Consider the following 15,388-nt stretch of genomic DNA (forward strand, 5'->3'; position numbering starts at 1 on the left):
TCCGGCAGGATCAGGAAGCGGCTTCCGTCTTGACCACTTCGCCCTTCACACGCACTTCGGCGATGTAGGCACGGGCGGCACGGATTTTCACGCCTTCGGCGATTTCGACTTCGAGTTCATTGTCATCGATGACCTTGGTCACCTTGCCGACGATGCCGCCGCCGAGAACGACCTGATCGCCACGGCGAATATTGGTCAGCGTTTCCTGGCGCTTCTTCATCTGCGCGCGCTGCGGGCGGATAAGGAAAAAGTACCAGACCACCATAAGCGGCGCAAACAGGAAAAGCATCTCAAGGCCGGAACCGAAGGCCGATGCGCCGCCCGCTGCGTCCTGGGCAAAAGCTTGACTAATGAACATATAAAACTCCTCAGAATTACGGCACGACCTTGGATGCCGCCCCAGCTTTCAAGCCGCCGGAATATAGTGGGGAACGCCGGGATTGCAACAGATGCAGGGCCCACGCCGTACCGATTCCGGACCTCTTAACCTTTATGGGCCTGAAACGCCATGCTAGGCCGGGCGCAAAACAGAGTTTTGAACACCAGACAAGCGGAAGAAACACCATGATTCGAGAAGAAACGGCCTCCCTGCTTCTTTCAGAACTGCGCCGGCTCACCATCGCCGTGGAACGTCTGGCCGGGCCGGCGCCCGCCGTAAACGACTGGAATGCGGCCGATTGTTTCGTCTGGGCGCCAGTCAACTCCTTTATCCAGCCGGTTCCCCGCCCCAACCGCATCGCCCTGAAGCTCATCCGTGGCGTCGACCACGTCCGCGACATTCTCCACGAAAACACGCTGCGTTTCGCGGAAGGTTTTGCCGCGAATAACGTGCTGTTGTGGGGTGCGCGCGGCATGGGCAAATCCTCGCTGGTCAAGGCCGTTCACGAAGATGTGCGCGCGGCAAGCGGCGTTTCGCTGAAACTGGTGGAAGTGCACCGCGAGGACATCCACACCCTGCCCGCTTTGCTCGATATATTGAAGGCCTCCGGCCATCGCGTCATCGTCTTCTGCGACGACCTCTCCTTCGACCATGACGATACGGCCTATAAATCGCTGAAGGCGGCGCTGGACGGCGGCATCGAAGGCCGGCCGGACAATGTGCTGTTTTATGCGACCTCCAACCGCCGCCATCTTCTGCCGCGCCACATGATGGAAAACGAGCAGTCCACCGCCATCAACCCTTCGGAAGCGGTGGAGGAGAAGGTTTCGCTCTCGGACCGTTTCGGCCTGTGGCTCGGTTTCCACAAATGCGGCCAGGAAGATTATCTGACGATGATCGACAGCTATGCGGCGCATTTCGATCTGGGTCTTGACCGCGAAACGCTGCATCACGAGGCGCTGGAATGGGCGACCACGCGCGGCGGCCGCTCGGGCCGTGTCGCCTGGCAATATATTCAGGACGCCGCCGGCCGCCTCAGAAAACCGCTCGACAGATAACGCCACCGTGACATCGGGCGAAACGCGGTGTCGTTACGACCACACCGCGTGTCGTATTCCCGAACGCCACATCTCCCCTCACATGGTTTGCTGCACCCATGGAGTCACCTGTTTCCGGAGGAGCGGACAGGTACGGTGTTCAAACCATGGAGGAGATGGATATGAGCAGGAACAGAGGCGTCGTCTACATGCGGCCGGGTCAGGTCGAGGTTCGCGATATCGATGACCCGAAGCTTGAGGCGCCGGATGGCCGCCGCATCGAGCACGGCGTCATTCTCAAGGTGATTTCCACCAATATCTGCGGCTCCGACCAGCATATGGTACGCGGCCGCACCACGGCGATGCCGGGCCTCGTCCTCGGCCATGAGATCACCGGTGAAGTCATCGAAAAAGGCGTCGATGTCGAGATGCTGGAAATTGGCGATATCGTCTCGGTGCCCTTCAACGTCGCCTGCGGCCGCTGCCGTTGCTGCAAGTCGCAGGATACCGGCGTCTGCCTGACGGTGAACCCGTCCCGCGCCGGCGGCGCGTACGGTTATGTCGATATGGGCGGCTGGATCGGCGGACAGGCCCGCTATGTCACCATCCCCTATGCCGATTTCAACCTGCTGAAGTTCCCGGACCGCGACAAGGCGATGTCGAAGATCCGCGACCTCACCATGCTGTCCGACATTCTGCCGACCGGCTTCCATGGCGCCGTCAAGGCGGGCGTCGGCGTCGGCTCCACGGTCTATGTTGCGGGCGCCGGCCCGGTCGGCCTTGCCGCCGCCGCATCCGCCCGCATTCTCGGTGCTGCGGTCGTCATGATCGGCGATTTCAACAAGGATCGCCTTGCGCACGCGGCAAAAGTCGGTTTTGAACCCGTCGATCTTTCCAAGGGCGACCGGCTGGGCGACATGATCGCCGAAATCGTCGGCACCAACGAGGTGGATAGCGCCATCGACGCCGTCGGCTTCGAAGCGCGCGGCCATGCGGGCGGCGAACAGCCGGCCATCGTTCTCAACCAGATGATGGAAATCACCCGCGCCGCCGGCTCCATCGGCATTCCGGGCCTCTACGTCACCGAAGACCCCGGCGCGGTGGATGCGGCGGCGAAACAGGGCAGCCTGTCGCTGCGCTTCGGCCTCGGCTGGGCAAAAGCGCAATCCTTCCACACCGGACAGACGCCGGTGCTGAAATATAACCGCCAGCTCATGCAGGCGATCCTGCACGACCGCCTGCCGATTGCCGATATCGTCAACGCCAAGATCATTGCGCTCGACGATGCGGTGCAGGGCTATGAAAGCTTCGATCAGGGCGCGGCCACCAAGTTCGTCCTCGATCCGCATGGCGATCTGTTGAAGGCTGCCTGATACTTCAGCGGCATATGGCTGATAATTGTAAAGGCGCCCGCGACGGATATCGTCGCGGGCGTCCCTGTTTTCCGGCCCTGTCACTACCCGGTGAAACTTACGGCTCCCCTACCAGCAGCGCCTCCAGCTCGGCTTTCGCTTCCGGGGAGAGATAGGGCCTGAACAGGCTTGAGACCTGCTTCAATCCCCAGTCCAGCTGCGGCGGACCGAACTCGGTGATGCCTTCCTGAAGGTTGAGATAGGACGCCCAATAGGTGGAGACGATCCATAGGTTCGTCAAAACGGCAGGCCGTTCTTCCTCCGGTATCGCAGCGAGGCCCGCTTTCTCCATGCGCGCGACGATATCGCCGACGGCAAGGCGCATCGCGGCGCTTATGGTTCGCACGGGCTCCACCAGCGCCGGGGCGGAAGAGACAAGACCGACCAGATCGCGAAACAGGAACCGGTAGTCCCACACCAGCGAAAACCATAGCCGCAGAAAACCGGCATAGGTTGCCGCCGCTCCCTCATCGGCCCCGTCAATCTTTCCGACAATTGCCAGCGCATCGGCTTCGAACCGGGCAAACAGCGCTAGAACCAGTGCTTCCTTGGTGCGGAAGTGATAATAGAGATTGCCCTCATTGATCTCCACCGCCCTTGCGATTTCGGCGGTCGTCACATGGTCAGGCCCGCGCTCGTTAAACAGAGTAAGAGCGGCGTCGAGAATTCTCTGGCGTGTGGGACGTGCTGCCGTCCGCGCGGTACTGCTTTTCTTCATTGATTTCGAACCCGACCATTGAAATCTAAGGTATGCACCTTAAATACCCACAATAAGGTATACACCTTAACAGGAAATGTAAGTGTTCAACGCGGACAAAGGACCTGTAAAATGACCGGAACCGACCTTCGCACCGCCTCCCCGGATACGCCCGGAATCGCTCCCGTCTCCAAATTCGCAACCGCCCGCGTCGCGCTGTCGCTCATCCGCAATCCGCTGAAGGCTCTGCCGCCGGAAATTTTCAGCGAGCCGGCGGTCTTTACCCGTCTCGGCGGCGTCATGCGGGTTCATCTTGCCGATCCCGCGCTTATTCATGAGGCGCTTGTCAAGAACGCCCATCTGCTCGGCAAGGGCGAAGATGTGCGCCGCGCCCTCGGCCCCGCGCTCGGCCAGGGACTTCTGACGGCCGATGGCGATCACTGGAAGTGGCAAAGGCAATCCGTCGCCGCAGCATTCCGGCACGAGAAGCTGCTGGAATTGCTGCCGGTCATGATCGACGCCGCGCGCCGCACGCAACAGCGCTGGCACGCATCGCCCGCCGGCGACATCGATATCGGCCATGAGATGATGCGGACGACCTTCGATATCATCGTCGAAACCATGATGTCCGGCGGCCACGGCATCGATATAGCCCGCGTCGAGCAAAGCATCACCGATTATCTGAAACCCACGGGCTGGACCTTCGCACTCGCCATGCTGGGCGCACCGGAATGGCTTCCGCATCCGGGCCGGCGCAAGGCGCGCGCGGCGGTGGACTATCTTCGCTCCAGCCTTGCAACCGTCATTTCCGAAAGGCGACAAAATCCGATCGAGAGGAACGATCTGGTTTCCATGCTGCTCGAAGCGAAAGATCCGGAAACGGGGCGCATGATGAGCGACACGGAAATCATCGACAATCTCCTGACCTTCATCACCGCCGGTCATGAAACCACGGCCCTCGGCCTTGCCTGGACCTTCCATCTGCTCTCGCAAAACAGCGACGTGGAGCGCAAGGTCATCGACGAGATTGAAGCCGTTACCGCCGGTGAACCGGTCGCGGCCGACCATATCGCCCGCCTGACCTATACCAGACAGGTATTTTCGGAAGCGATGCGGCTTTACCCGCCCGCCCCTGTCGTGACACGCACGGCATTGCAGGACTTCAGGCTCGGCGAACACGATATCCCGGCCGGCACCGTTCTTTATGTGCCGATCTACGCCGTCCACCGGCACACAACACTGTGGGAAGAACCCGACCGCTTCGACCCGTCACGCTTCCAGCCTGAAAAGGTCAAGGCGCGCCACCGCTATGCCTATATGCCCTTCGGCGCCGGCCCGCGCGTCTGCATCGGCAATGCCTTTGCCATGATGGAGGCTGTTGCGATCCTTGCCGTTCTTTTGCAGAACGACCACCTCAGGAACAAAAGCCCGGGAAATACGGAGCCGCTGATGCGGGTCACGTTGCGGCCGGAAAACCGCCTGATGATGCAGGTCAGCAGCCGAAAAAACAAATCGCCCGCGGCGTAACCGCCACGGGCGACTGGTTCAGTGCGAAACTCCATCCGTCACCGGATGGTGACGATCACAGATCGACGTCGAGGATCGCCATGGAGAAGTTGTAGGAGCGGTCGCCGTCTTCGTCATCGATATAAACGACGCCGAGAAACTCTTCGCCAAGATACACTTCGGCGGAATCGTCCTTGCGCGGACGCGCCTTGACCACCATCGTCGGGTTGAAGGTGCGCTTGAAATAGGCGTCGAGTTTTTTGATTTCGTCGGCTTTCACCACTATTCTCCTGTGCGGTTCGCGTTGGCCCGCTTTTGGCATGGGACAAAGGCCAAAGTAAAGTGAAAGCGGCAAGTCATCCGTGTCTTCCACACGGACGACCATGAAAATGCCGGCCCCATCGGGGCGCGACAGGGCCGGTCAGATATCGGCCCCGATAAGCTGGTCCATCAGGCGCGAGGGTTCGGAACACCCTGCTTCTCCCACCACACGCGCCGGCACGCCGGCAACGGTCGTCTTGGGCGGAACCGGCTTCAGCACCACCGAGCCGGCGGCGATGCGCGAGCAGCTGCCGATCTCGATATTGCCGAGGATTTTCGCCCCCGCCCCGATCATCACGCCATTGGCGATCTTCGGATGGCGGTCCGCCCCTTCCTTGCCGGTGCCACCGAGCGTGACGCCGTGAAGGATGGAGACGTTGTCGCCGATCACGGCTGTCTCACCGACCACCAGCCCGGTGGCATGATCGAGGAAGATGCCCTTCCCGATGCGCGCGGCCGGATTGATATCTGTCTGGAAAATGCTCGAAGAGCGGCTCTGCAGATAAAACGCGAAGTCCTTACGGCCCTTCTGCAGCAGCCAGTGGGCGAGCCTGTGGGTCTGGATGGCCTGAAACCCCTTGAAATAGAGGAGCGGCTCCATGAAGCGCGTGCAGGCCGGATCGCGGTCGTAAACGGCCTGAATGTCGACGCGCAGCACGCTTCCCCATTCCGGCCAGTCATCCAGCATGTCCTGGAAGGTCTGGCGCAGAAGCACGGCCTGCATGTCGGGATGATCGAGGAGTTCGCAGATGCGGTAGATCACACATTCTTCGAGAGACCGGTGATTGAGGATCGTCGAATAAAGGAAGGCCGAAAGCAGCGGGTCCTGTGCCGCGGCGCTGCGGGCTTCATTGAGCAGGCTGCCCCAGATGGGATCGACGATCGCCAGCTGTTCGGGCTGACGGGCCTCGGTACGTGCGACCATGAATGGTCTCCTCGTTTGCAGTGGTCGTTCTTTATACAGAAAAAGACGTGGATTAGAAATGGGATTCGAATGACGACTTTAAAGGCGGCAAGGCTTCAGTTTTTCTTCATGCAGCATGAAAAACCGTTTCTTGCCGCGCCCTCAGCGTTGCCACATTTCCGGACGGAAAACCGGGCTCCGCTTTTCCCGGAAATGCTCCTGATCAAAGCGAGCGGTAAAATTCCAGCACCGCCGCCTTGAACACCCGGTCGCCGACGGCCAGCATGTGGTCGCGGCCGGGGATATCGATCGCCCGCGCATGCGGCATGATCGCGGCAAGCTCCGCAGCGGAACCGGCGATATCGTCCTTCGTTCCAACCGCTATCAGCGTTGGCGCATCGATTTTCCCAGCCTGTTCGCGGGTGACGAGAACCCGCGACGTCTCGATACAGGCGGCCAGCGCCAGCCGGTCGCTTTTCGTCTGGTCAGCAAAGGCGCGGAACATGCGGCCGCGCTCGTGGGTGACGACATCGAGCGAAGGTGCGAGAAGCGCCTCGGCAATCGGATCCCAGTCGCCGACACCTTCGACCATGCCGATGCCGAGCCCGCCGAAGACCAGCGAACGCACGCGCTCCGGATGCGCCATGGCAAGGAAGGCGGAAATGCGCGCGCCCATGGAATAGCCCATCACATGCGCTTCGGCGATGCCGAGATGGTTGAGCAGCGCCACCGCATCCCCGGCCATGACGGGCGGATAATAGGCTTCGGAATCGTGCGGCTTGTCGCTTGCGCCGTGGCCGCGATTGTCGATGGCGATCACCCGGTAGCCCGCATCCCCCAGTGTTTTCAGCCAGCCGGGATGCACCCAGTTGACATTGGCGCTGGAGGCGAAGCCGTGGATCAGCAGAACCGGTTCGCCCGCCGGATCGCCCTCGTCGAAATAGGCAAGGCGAAGGCCGTCATGGGAAAAATCGGAAAACTGCGGCGTGTTGAGATTCATCAAGGACATCCTTTTTGCCGGACCATATGGCAGGAATTAGCAATGTTGAACATGTTTTGCTGACGATTTTTATGGAGATGCAATGCGTTTGAGGCTACATATCCGCAACGACGAGCCGGCACGCGAAGACGGATTGCGGCTCGGTAACGATATTGCATTTGGAGACGAACATGGCCGGGCATTCCATTCCCCACTTCCAGAACGATGGCGGACACCGCATGATCGAGATCGGCGTCAAGGAATTCATGTGCACCGGCGCTTCCGTTCCTTACGATCATCCGCATATCTTCATCGATATGGGCGACGACAACGAGAAGGTCTGTTCCTACTGCTCCACGCTTTACCGCTACAATCCGTCGCTGAAGGCCGAGCAGACCAATCCTCCGGGCTGCGTCTTCCATGTGAAGGCCGCCTGACCTTCCACTTTTCCTGATCGGGGCGCACCAATGCCCATCAAATCCGTAGCCATTGTCGGTGCCGGCATCGCCGGTCTCACCGCTGCCCTTTCCTTTGCCCGGTACGGTATCGACTGCGACATCATCGAGCAGGCCGGTGAGCTGACGGAAGTGGGCGCAGGCCTGCAACTCTCGCCCAATGCCGCACGCATTCTCGCCGAACTCGGCGTGCTGCCGGAAATCGAAGAGCGCTGGACCGAACCGGTCAGCGTCGAACTCGCCTCCGGAAAATCGCTTGCCACGCTGCTCTCGCTGCCGATGGGCGCGGTGGCGCGCACACGCTGGGGCGCACCCTATGGCGTGCTGCACCGCTCGACGCTGCAGAATGCGCTTCTCCAGGCGGTGACACGCAACCCGCTCTGCCGCCTGCATCTCGGCAAGCGCATTGAAAACGCGACGGTGGACGTGATTGCCGCAACCACCTTCCGTGACCATGATCTTATCGTCGGCGCGGACGGCGTCTGGTCGGCGGCCCGCTTCGCGGTCCCTTCCGCCCCCAAAGCCACCTTCTCCGGCAATATTGCCTGGCGCTTCACCGTTGCCGCAAATGACGTGCCGTCAGCCATCAACAAGAGCGCAGTGACCGCCTATCTCGGTTCCGGCGGCCATATCGTCGCCTATCCGCTGAAGGAAGTCGGCGGTTTCAACATCGTCGCCATCGCGCTCGGTGCCGACCCCGGCGCAACCTGGCGGGCGGAATCGAGCGGGCGGCAGAAAGCCATGCTGCTGGAACAGTTTCGCGGCTTCAGCCCGGATATCGTCCGATTGCTCGATTCGTCAGAGAATCCGACCTTCTGGCCGCTCTATCAGGCCGGCTCGGGCCGCTGGCACAATGGGCGCGACACGGTGCTGATCGGCGATGCGGCGCATGCCATGATGCCCTTCGCCGCACAGGGCGCGGCCATGGCGATAGAGGATGCGTTTGAACTTGCGGGAGCAACGGCAGGCGGCAATGCCGAAAAGCCCCTGCCCTTGCCGCAGGCCCTTGCCAGCTTCGAGGCCCTGCGCCTGCCGCGCATAGAAAAGGCCCGCAAGCGGGCCTCTCTCAATCGTTTTGCCTATCACGCGAGAGGCCCGGTGCGTATTGCGCGGGACTTCGTGTTTTCCGCGCGCCACACCGACGCCTTCCTGAAGGACTTTGACTGGCTCTACGGCTATCGCGCCAAAGGCTGAGGTCAAACCCCGGCCGCTGCCGCAAACCCGGCCTCAAGGTCCTTCTTGAGGTCGGCGATATCCTCAAGCCCGATCTGCAGGCGGATAACCGGCCCTTCCGAGGGCCCCCTGGCGATGGTTCTGTCGACAAGCGAGACCGAAACGGCAAGCGATTCGTATCCGCCCCAGGAATAGCCGAGCCCGAAGAAGGTCAGCGCATTGAGGAAGGCGGCCGCCGCCTGCTTGTATTTGCCCTCTTCCGCCTTCAGCACGAAGGAGTAGACACCGCTTGCGCCCTTGAAATCGCGTTTCCAGAGCTCGTGCCCGGCAAAGCTCGGCAGCGCTGGATGCAGCACACGGACGACGTCGTCACGGCTCTCCAGCCATGTGGCGATATCGAGCGCGCTTTTCTGGTGGTGCTCCAGCCTTATTCCCATGGTGCGCATGCCGCGCAGGATCTGGTAGGCATCGTCGGAGGTGACGCAGATGCCGAGATTGGTATTGGCCTGATAAAGCGCCTTCCAGTGCTTTTCATTGGCCGAAACGAACCCCATCAGCACATCCGAATGACCCGAAGGATATTTGGTGGCGGCGTGAATGGAGACATCGACGCCGAAATCGAGCGGCTTGAAATAAAGCGGAGTCGCCCAGGTATTGTCCATCGTCACCACGCAATCATGGCGGTGAGCGATATCGGTGATCAGCCTGACATCCTGGATCTCGAAGGTGTTGGAGCCCGGCGCTTCCAGATGTACCAGCCTGGTGTTTGGCCGGATGAGAGCCTCAATGCCCTCCCCGATTGCCGGGTCGTAATATTCCACCTCGACACCGAGCTTCTTCAGCATCGTGTTGCAGAAACGGCGCGTCGGAAAATAGACGGAATCGACGATCAGCGCGTGATCGCCGGCGCCGAGATAGGCAAGGAACGGCACGGTGATGGCCGCAAGGCCCGAGGGCACGAGAATGGTTCCGGCAGACCCTTCCAGCTCGTTGACGAGATTGCACAGCGCATCCGTGGTCGGCGTGCCGTGCGTGCCATAGGTATATTTCTGGTTTTCGGTCGAAAGCGTCTCCGCGTCGGGAAAAAGCACGGTCGAACCGCGCACAATGGGCGGATTGACGAAACCGAAACAGTCCGCGGGATCGTTGCCGCCATGGGTCAGGCGCGTATTCACACCTGCGGCGGAAAGCAGGTCATTTGTCTTGGTCATTTCAGATCAGCTTTCGAAGGAACATTGACGCGTGCGACAATGCTAAGAGCGCAACGCAAGGTCAAGTCCCGCAGGGACGCCTGGGCAGGTCGGATTGACGCATCGCCAATCAGAATACAAGAAGTATACAAATACTGTGCAAGTGCAAATTTCCGCAAAAATATGCTTATATTTTCACCCTTTGCACACTTCCCGACCAAAATTTGGAAAATTCCGTTTTATAGGCACAATTATTGCCCGCACGTCTTGACCCCGCTGCCAATTGCGATTGTGATAGAAAAAGCGGATCGAAAAAGATCTCGCTGAAGGGGGAGCTGGGGAAGACAAACATGCCGGTCCCCTTCCAAGTGACGATAACAAACAAAGGTTGGGAAAAATGAAAAAGGCAATTCTGTCGGCCGCCATCGGCGCAGCAGTTTTGGGAGGAGCCTCGGTCGCTTCGGCTGCGACGCTTCAGGATGTGAAGGGCAAGGGTTTCGTCACCTGCGGCGTCAGCGCCGGCATTCCGGGATTCTCCAATCCCGATGACAAGGGCGAATGGTCCGGTATCGACGTGGACTATTGCCGTGGTATTGCCACAGCGGTTTTCGGTGATCCTTCGAAGGCCAAGTTCGTCGCACTTTCGAGCAAGGACCGATTCCCGGCTCTCCAGTCCGGTGAAGTCGACGTTCTGACCCGTAACACCACCTGGACGATCAGCCGCGACACGTCGCTGGGCTTCAACTTCCGTACCGTCAACTACTACGACGGCCAGGGCTTCATCGCCAAAAAGAGCCTCAACGTGAAGTCCGCTCTCGAGCTTTCCGGCGCCGCCGTCTGCGTGCAGACCGGCACGACCACGGAGCTCAACCTCGCCGACTACTTCAAGACCAACAATCTGCAGTACAACCCGGTGGTTTTCGAAAAGGAAGCCGACGCGACCTCTGCTTATGATGCTGGCCGTTGCGACGTCTACACCACTGACCAGTCTGGCCTTTACGCGATCCGCCTGAAGCTGAAGAACCCGGACGAAAACGTCGTTCTGCCGGAAGTCATCTCCAAGGAGCCGCTTGGCCCGGCCGTTCGCCAGGGTGACGACCAGTGGTTCGACATCGTGACCTGGGTTCACTATGCGATGGTCAACGCCGAAGAGCTTGGCATCACCTCCAAGAATGTCGATGAGCAGAAGAACAGCGCCAATCCGGATGTGAAGCGCCTGCTCGGCACGGAAGAAGGCACCAAGATCGGTACCGATCTCGGCGTCACCAACGACTGGGCCTACAACATCATCAAGCTGGTGGGTAACTACGGCGAAGTCTTCGACCGCAACGTCGGCGCTGGCTCTCCGCTGAAGATCGAGCGTGGCCAGAACGCGCTTTGGACCAAGGGCGGCCTGCAATACGCACCGCCGGTCCGTTGATCGGCCCCATTACCGGCTAGATCATAAGGAGGCTGGGCAACACCCGGCCTCCGCTTCAAATTATATAAATAAGCTCGCAAAGAGCACATAAAAGGGAAAGGTGCCTATGGCAGGCAACGCGGTCAGTTCGCAACGATCGCGCGCGCAAAGCGCGTCGTCACTTATCTACGATCCACGCATACGCGGCATTTTTTATCAGGTCCTGACAGTCGTCGTCCTGGCCGCCTTCGTCTGGATCATCGTGACGAATACGATCACCAATCTTCAACGGTCAAACATCTCGTCCGGCTTCGGCTTCCTCAACGGAAGAGCCGGTTTCGATATCGGCCAGTCGCTGATCGCTTATACCAGCGACGCGACCTATGGCCGGGCATTGCTCGTTGGCATTCTCAACACGATCCAGGTTGCATTTTTCGGCATCATCGCCGCCTCGATCATCGGTTTCATCGTCGGCATCGCCCGGCTGTCCAATAACTGGCTGATTTCGAAACTCGCGCAGGCCTATGTGGAAATCTTCCGCAACATCCCGCCGCTGCTCGTCATCTTCTTCTGGTACAAGGGCGTCATCTCGGTTCTGCCGCAGGCGCGCGAGTCGCTCGAGCTTCCGCTTGGAGCCTACCTCAACAATCGCGGCTTCTTCTATCCCAAGCCGCTGTGGGGAGAAGGCACCTGGCTCGTGCCGCTGGCCTTCCTGGTCGCCATCGTTCTCAGCGTCTTCGTTTACCGCTGGGCAAAGGCCAGACAGGAAAGAACCGGACAGCAGTTCCGCACCGGCATAACGGTGACGCTTCTCATCATCGGCCTGCCGCTGGCGACGTTTCTGGCGCTGGGGGCGCCGCTGACATTCGACTATCCGATTGCCGGGCGGTTCAATCTCTCCGGCGGCGCGGTTGTCGCACCTGAATTCATGTCGCTGTTCCTGGCGCTTTCCTTCTACACCGCTTCCTTTATCGCCGAAATCGTTCGCGGCGGCATCAAGGCTGTGGCGAAGGGTCAGACGGAAGCTGCGGATGCACTGGGACTTCGCTCCAGCACCACGACGCGCCTGATCGTCGTTCCGCAGGCGATGCGCATCATCATCCCGCCGCTGACGAGCCAGTATCTCAACCTGACCAAGAACTCCTCGCTTGCGGTCGCTGTCGGCTTCGCCGACATCGTCTCGGTCGGCGGCACGATCCTGAACCAGACGGGACAGGCAGTCGAAGTCGTTGCAATCTGGCTGGTCATCTATCTCTCGCTGTCCCTGCTCACGGCCGTGGTCATGAACTGGTTCAATGCGAAAATGGCCCTGGTGGAGCGATAACGATGACGATCAGCAATAACGCATTCGTGCGACAGACCATCGAGGACGCCAAACCCGCGCCCTCGAGCGCCGTCGGCTTCGGCCACTGGCTGCGCACCAAACTCTTCGCCACGCCTAAGGACACCGTTCTCACGGTTATCGCCCTTGCCCTGCTCGCCTATCTGGTGCCGCCGATCATCAAGTGGCTGTTCATCGACGCGGTATGGACCGGCAGCGATCGTATCGCCTGCCTGACCGCTTCGCAGGGCGGCGCGCTGCCGGACGGCCAGTCCGGTGCGTGCTGGGCTTTCGTTTCGGCAAAGCTCGGCCAATTCGTCTTCGGCCGCTATCCAATCGACGAACGCTGGCGTCCCATCCTGGTGATGGTGACGTTCGCCATCCTGCTTATACCGATGCTGATTCCAAAAGCGCCGTTCAAGCGACTGAATGCGCTGGCGCTTTTCATCATCCTGCCCTTCATTGCGTTCTTCCTGCTCATCGGCGGCGTCTTCGGTCTGCCGAAGGTGGAAACGCAGCTGTGGGGCGGCCTGATGGTGACCCTCATCCTGTCGTTCTTCGGGATCACGGTGTCGCTCCCCTTCGGCATTCTTCTGGCGCTCGGCCGGCGGTCGAACCTGCCGGTGATCAAGATGCTCTGCGTGCTCTTCATCGAGGTCATTCGTGGCATTCCGCTGATTACCGTCCTGTTCTTCGCCAGCATCATGCTGCCGCTGTTCCTGCCCGACGGCTGGACCTTCGACAAGTTCCTGCGCGCGCTCGTCGGCGTGTCGCTGTTCTCCTCGGCCTATATGGCGGAGGTGATCCGCGGCGGCCTGCAGGCCATTCCTAAGGGACAATATGAAGGTGCGGATTCGCTCGGCCTGAACTACTGGCAGAAGACGCGGCTGATCGTGCTGCCGCAGGCGCTGAAGCTCGTCATTCCGGGCATCGTCAACACCTTCATCGGGCTGTTCAAGGACACGTCGCTGGTCTCGATCATCGGCATGTTCGATCTGCTCGGCATTGTCACACTCAACCAATCGGATGCGAACTGGGCCACGCCCGTCACCGCCATGACTGGCTATATTTTCGCAGGCTTCGTATTCTGGATATTCTGCTTCGGCATGTCGCGTTATTCGCTGTTCATGGAACGGCACCTCGACACCGGGCATAAACGATAAGGGACGCTCAAATGGCAGAAACCCAAGCAAAAAAACTGACCGTCTCGACTACGGACGTGGCGATCGAACTCATCGGCATGAACAAGTGGTATGGCGACTTCCACGTGCTGCGCGATATCAACCTGAAGGTCATGAAGGGCGAACGCATCGTTATCGCCGGTCCTTCCGGGTCGGGCAAATCGACCATGATCCGCTGCATCAACCGCCTTGAAGAACATCAGTCGGGCACGATCAATGTCGATGGCATCGAACTCACCAACGACCTAAAGAAGATCGACGAGGTGCGTCGTGAAGTCGGCATGGTGTTCCAGCACTTCAACCTCTTCCCGCATCTGACGATCCTCGAAAACTGCACGCTGGCGCCGATCTGGGTTCGCAAGATGCCCAAGAAGGAAGCCGAAGAAGTGGCGATGCACTATCTGAAGCGCGTCAAGATCCCCGAGCAGGCGAACAAATATCCCGGCCAGCTCTCCGGCGGCCAGCAGCAGCGCGTGGCGATTGCCCGCTCGCTCTGCATGAAGCCGAAGATCATGCTGTTCGACGAGCCGACCTCGGCGCTCGACCCGGAAATGGTCAAGGAAGTGCTCGACACCATGGTCAGCCTCGCCGAAGACGGCATGACCATGCTGTGCGTGACCCATGAAATGGGCTTCGCCCGCCAGGTGGCAAACCGCGTCATCTTCATGGACCAGGGCCAGATCGTCGAACAGAACTCGCCCGCCGAATTCTTCGACAATCCGCAGCACGAGCGCACCCGGCTGTTCCTCAGCCAGATTCTGCACTGAGACTGCGATCGACATATATATCGAGCGGGGCCGTTTCGGCCCCGTTTTCGTTTCTGGAGACCTGCTGAAATCTTTATCTCCATGCACGCGCGCGACGATTTCGATTCCGTGATTCCACCGCTCTCGAAGCGCCAAGAGCACAAAAATGGGCGCGGCGTCGCAGTTTAACCATTTGTTACGAAACAGGAATCCTTGTTTTTCAGGGCTTCTGGGGGCCCATGTCATTTTTTTGTCAAATCATGCATTTTTCCGCTTGCAGACCTTCGGGAGCCTGACTATAAGGGCGCCACACCACAAGCGCACGCGCCCTTCGTCTATCGGTTAGGACGTCAGATTTTCATTCTGAAAAGAGGGGTTCGACTCCCCTAGGGCGTGCCACTTGCCTTCGTGTTTTTCCCCCTCAGAATATGACCACAATGCATCAGCTGGCAAATTCGTCACGCGTGATCAATGTGCCGGAACCGATTCCCGTCGGGCACGTTAGAATGCTGTCCCCCCCGATGGAAGGCGAGCCGGACGAAACGCCAACAGGCAAATCGACCGGCTTGCCTTTCCCCTTCAGCTCTCCCCACAGCATCCGCTTCATCGAGCCGGCCGCCTTTGCCAGCTAAGGGTTAGAGACTGCGTCCCCGGCCTCCTGCAAGACATGGGGGCATTACTGAAGCGC

16 protein-coding genes and 1 tRNA gene are annotated in these 15,388 nt (G+C 59.8%); 11 read left to right on the plus strand and 6 right to left on the minus strand.

What is annotated here, in order from left to right; translation table 11 throughout:
• Positions 1-10 precede the first annotated feature (10 nt).
• Positions 11-358 carry a preprotein translocase subunit YajC gene (gene yajC, locus PH605_RS17145; RefSeq protein ID WP_003524964.1) on the minus strand — a complete coding sequence of 116 codons (348 nt, stop codon included), beginning with the start codon at positions 356-358 and terminating at the stop codon, positions 11-13.
• Positions 359-564: 206 nt separating this feature from the next.
• On the opposite strand from yajC, the gene PH605_RS17150 reads away from it, so the two are divergent.
• Complete coding sequence (locus PH605_RS17150) at positions 565-1,437, plus strand: ATP-binding protein (RefSeq protein WP_003524963.1); 873 nt, start codon at positions 565-567, stop codon at positions 1,435-1,437.
• Positions 1,438-1,598: 161 nt separating this feature from the next.
• Complete coding sequence (gene fdhA, locus PH605_RS17155; RefSeq protein ID WP_003524961.1) at positions 1,599-2,789, plus strand: formaldehyde dehydrogenase, glutathione-independent; 1,191 nt, start codon at positions 1,599-1,601, stop codon at positions 2,787-2,789.
• A 97-nt stretch (positions 2,790-2,886) separates the two neighbouring features.
• Here the strand turns inward: fdhA and PH605_RS17160 are convergent, their stop codons facing one another.
• The gene (locus PH605_RS17160; RefSeq protein WP_080856379.1) at positions 2,887-3,546 is read right to left on the minus strand and encodes a TetR/AcrR family transcriptional regulator; all 660 of its coding nucleotides are present in this window, start codon (positions 3,544-3,546) and stop codon (positions 2,887-2,889) included.
• 111 nt (positions 3,547-3,657) lie between these two features.
• On the opposite strand from PH605_RS17160, the gene PH605_RS17165 reads away from it, so the two are divergent.
• Positions 3,658-5,052 carry a cytochrome P450 gene (locus PH605_RS17165; RefSeq protein WP_142845525.1) on the plus strand — a complete coding sequence of 465 codons (1,395 nt, stop codon included), beginning with the start codon at positions 3,658-3,660 and terminating at the stop codon, positions 5,050-5,052.
• Positions 5,053-5,107: 55 nt separating this feature from the next.
• Here the strand turns inward: PH605_RS17165 and PH605_RS17170 are convergent, their stop codons facing one another.
• The 3 genes from PH605_RS17170 to PH605_RS17180 form a co-directional block, all read right to left on the minus strand.
• Entirely contained in the window at positions 5,108-5,311 is a 204-nt protein-coding gene (locus tag PH605_RS17170; protein ID WP_003524869.1) for a DUF3126 family protein, read from the minus strand.
• Positions 5,312-5,452: 141 nt separating this feature from the next.
• The gene (gene cysE, locus PH605_RS17175) at positions 5,453-6,277 is read right to left on the minus strand and encodes a serine O-acetyltransferase (RefSeq protein WP_065115719.1); all 825 of its coding nucleotides are present in this window, start codon (positions 6,275-6,277) and stop codon (positions 5,453-5,455) included.
• 202 nt (positions 6,278-6,479) lie between these two features.
• Complete coding sequence (locus tag PH605_RS17180) at positions 6,480-7,256, minus strand: alpha/beta fold hydrolase (protein ID WP_065655040.1); 777 nt, start codon at positions 7,254-7,256, stop codon at positions 6,480-6,482.
• A 170-nt stretch (positions 7,257-7,426) separates the two neighbouring features.
• Here PH605_RS17180 and PH605_RS17185 point away from each other — a divergent pair, with 170 nt between their 5' ends.
• Positions 7,427-7,672, plus strand: coding sequence for a zinc-finger domain-containing protein (locus tag PH605_RS17185; protein WP_035261222.1), 246 nt, complete (start codon positions 7,427-7,429; stop codon positions 7,670-7,672).
• A gap of 30 nt (positions 7,673-7,702) precedes the next feature.
• Positions 7,703-8,884 (plus strand): FAD-dependent monooxygenase, encoded by a 1,182-nt coding sequence (locus tag PH605_RS17190; RefSeq protein WP_142845526.1) that lies wholly within the window; start codon positions 7,703-7,705, stop codon positions 8,882-8,884.
• 2 nt (positions 8,885-8,886) lie between these two features.
• On the opposite strand, the gene PH605_RS17195 is transcribed toward PH605_RS17190, so the two are convergent.
• Positions 8,887-10,074, minus strand: a complete 1,188-nt coding sequence (locus PH605_RS17195) for a cystathionine beta-lyase (protein WP_142845527.1) — start codon at positions 10,072-10,074, stop codon at positions 8,887-8,889.
• A 376-nt stretch (positions 10,075-10,450) separates the two neighbouring features.
• Here PH605_RS17195 and PH605_RS17200 point away from each other — a divergent pair, with 376 nt between their 5' ends.
• The 6 genes from PH605_RS17200 (at position 10,451) to PH605_RS17225 (ending at position 15,332) form a co-directional block, all read left to right on the plus strand.
• The gene (locus tag PH605_RS17200; RefSeq protein WP_065655015.1) at positions 10,451-11,473 is read left to right on the plus strand and encodes an amino acid ABC transporter substrate-binding protein; all 1,023 of its coding nucleotides are present in this window, start codon (positions 10,451-10,453) and stop codon (positions 11,471-11,473) included.
• 106 nt (positions 11,474-11,579) lie between these two features.
• Positions 11,580-12,776 carry an amino acid ABC transporter permease gene (locus PH605_RS17205; RefSeq protein WP_065655014.1) on the plus strand — a complete coding sequence of 399 codons (1,197 nt, stop codon included), beginning with the start codon at positions 11,580-11,582 and terminating at the stop codon, positions 12,774-12,776.
• Positions 12,777-12,778: 2 nt separating this feature from the next.
• Positions 12,779-13,936, plus strand: coding sequence for an amino acid ABC transporter permease (locus PH605_RS17210; protein ID WP_142845528.1), 1,158 nt, complete (start codon positions 12,779-12,781; stop codon positions 13,934-13,936).
• An 11-nt stretch (positions 13,937-13,947) separates the two neighbouring features.
• On the plus strand, positions 13,948-14,721 hold the full coding sequence (locus PH605_RS17215; RefSeq protein ID WP_003524857.1) for an amino acid ABC transporter ATP-binding protein: 774 nt from the start codon (positions 13,948-13,950) through the stop codon (positions 14,719-14,721).
• 303 nt (positions 14,722-15,024) lie between these two features.
• Positions 15,025-15,099 (plus strand) — tRNA-Glu (locus PH605_RS17220).
• A 38-nt stretch (positions 15,100-15,137) separates the two neighbouring features.
• The gene (locus PH605_RS17225; RefSeq protein WP_161987934.1) at positions 15,138-15,332 is read left to right on the plus strand and encodes a hypothetical protein; all 195 of its coding nucleotides are present in this window, start codon (positions 15,138-15,140) and stop codon (positions 15,330-15,332) included.
• Positions 15,333-15,388: the final 56 nt, after the last annotated feature.

The organism is Agrobacterium sp. CFBP 3001 (assembly GCF_027871605.1).
GTDB lineage: Bacteria > Pseudomonadota > Alphaproteobacteria > Rhizobiales > Rhizobiaceae > Agrobacterium > Agrobacterium leguminum.

Excerpts from the sequence above, each read along its gene's own strand:
- yajC (WP_003524964.1), bottom strand. The coding sequence starts at position 358 with ATGTTCATTAGTCAAGCTTTTGCCCAGGACGCAGCGGGCGGCGCATCG.
- PH605_RS17150 (WP_003524963.1), top strand. The coding sequence starts at position 565 with ATGATTCGAGAAGAAACGGCCTCCCTGCTTCTTTCAGAACTGCGCCGG.
- fdhA (WP_003524961.1), top strand. The coding sequence starts at position 1,599 with ATGAGCAGGAACAGAGGCGTCGTCTACATGCGGCCGGGTCAGGTCGAG.
- PH605_RS17160 (WP_080856379.1), bottom strand. The coding sequence starts at position 3,546 with ATGAAGAAAAGCAGTACCGCGCGGACGGCAGCACGTCCCACACGCCAG.
- PH605_RS17165 (WP_142845525.1), top strand. The coding sequence starts at position 3,658 with ATGACCGGAACCGACCTTCGCACCGCCTCCCCGGATACGCCCGGAATC.
- cysE (WP_065115719.1), bottom strand. The coding sequence starts at position 6,277 with ATGGTCGCACGTACCGAGGCCCGTCAGCCCGAACAGCTGGCGATCGTC.
- PH605_RS17180 (WP_065655040.1), bottom strand. The coding sequence starts at position 7,256 with ATGAATCTCAACACGCCGCAGTTTTCCGATTTTTCCCATGACGGCCTT.
- PH605_RS17185 (WP_035261222.1), top strand. The coding sequence starts at position 7,427 with ATGGCCGGGCATTCCATTCCCCACTTCCAGAACGATGGCGGACACCGC.
- PH605_RS17190 (WP_142845526.1), top strand. The coding sequence starts at position 7,703 with ATGCCCATCAAATCCGTAGCCATTGTCGGTGCCGGCATCGCCGGTCTC.
- PH605_RS17195 (WP_142845527.1), bottom strand. The coding sequence starts at position 10,074 with ATGACCAAGACAAATGACCTGCTTTCCGCCGCAGGTGTGAATACGCGC.
- PH605_RS17200 (WP_065655015.1), top strand. The coding sequence starts at position 10,451 with ATGAAAAAGGCAATTCTGTCGGCCGCCATCGGCGCAGCAGTTTTGGGA.
- PH605_RS17205 (WP_065655014.1), top strand. The coding sequence starts at position 11,580 with ATGGCAGGCAACGCGGTCAGTTCGCAACGATCGCGCGCGCAAAGCGCG.
- PH605_RS17210 (WP_142845528.1), top strand. The coding sequence starts at position 12,779 with ATGACGATCAGCAATAACGCATTCGTGCGACAGACCATCGAGGACGCC.
- PH605_RS17215 (WP_003524857.1), top strand. The coding sequence starts at position 13,948 with ATGGCAGAAACCCAAGCAAAAAAACTGACCGTCTCGACTACGGACGTG.
- PH605_RS17225 (WP_161987934.1), top strand. The coding sequence starts at position 15,138 with ATGCATCAGCTGGCAAATTCGTCACGCGTGATCAATGTGCCGGAACCG.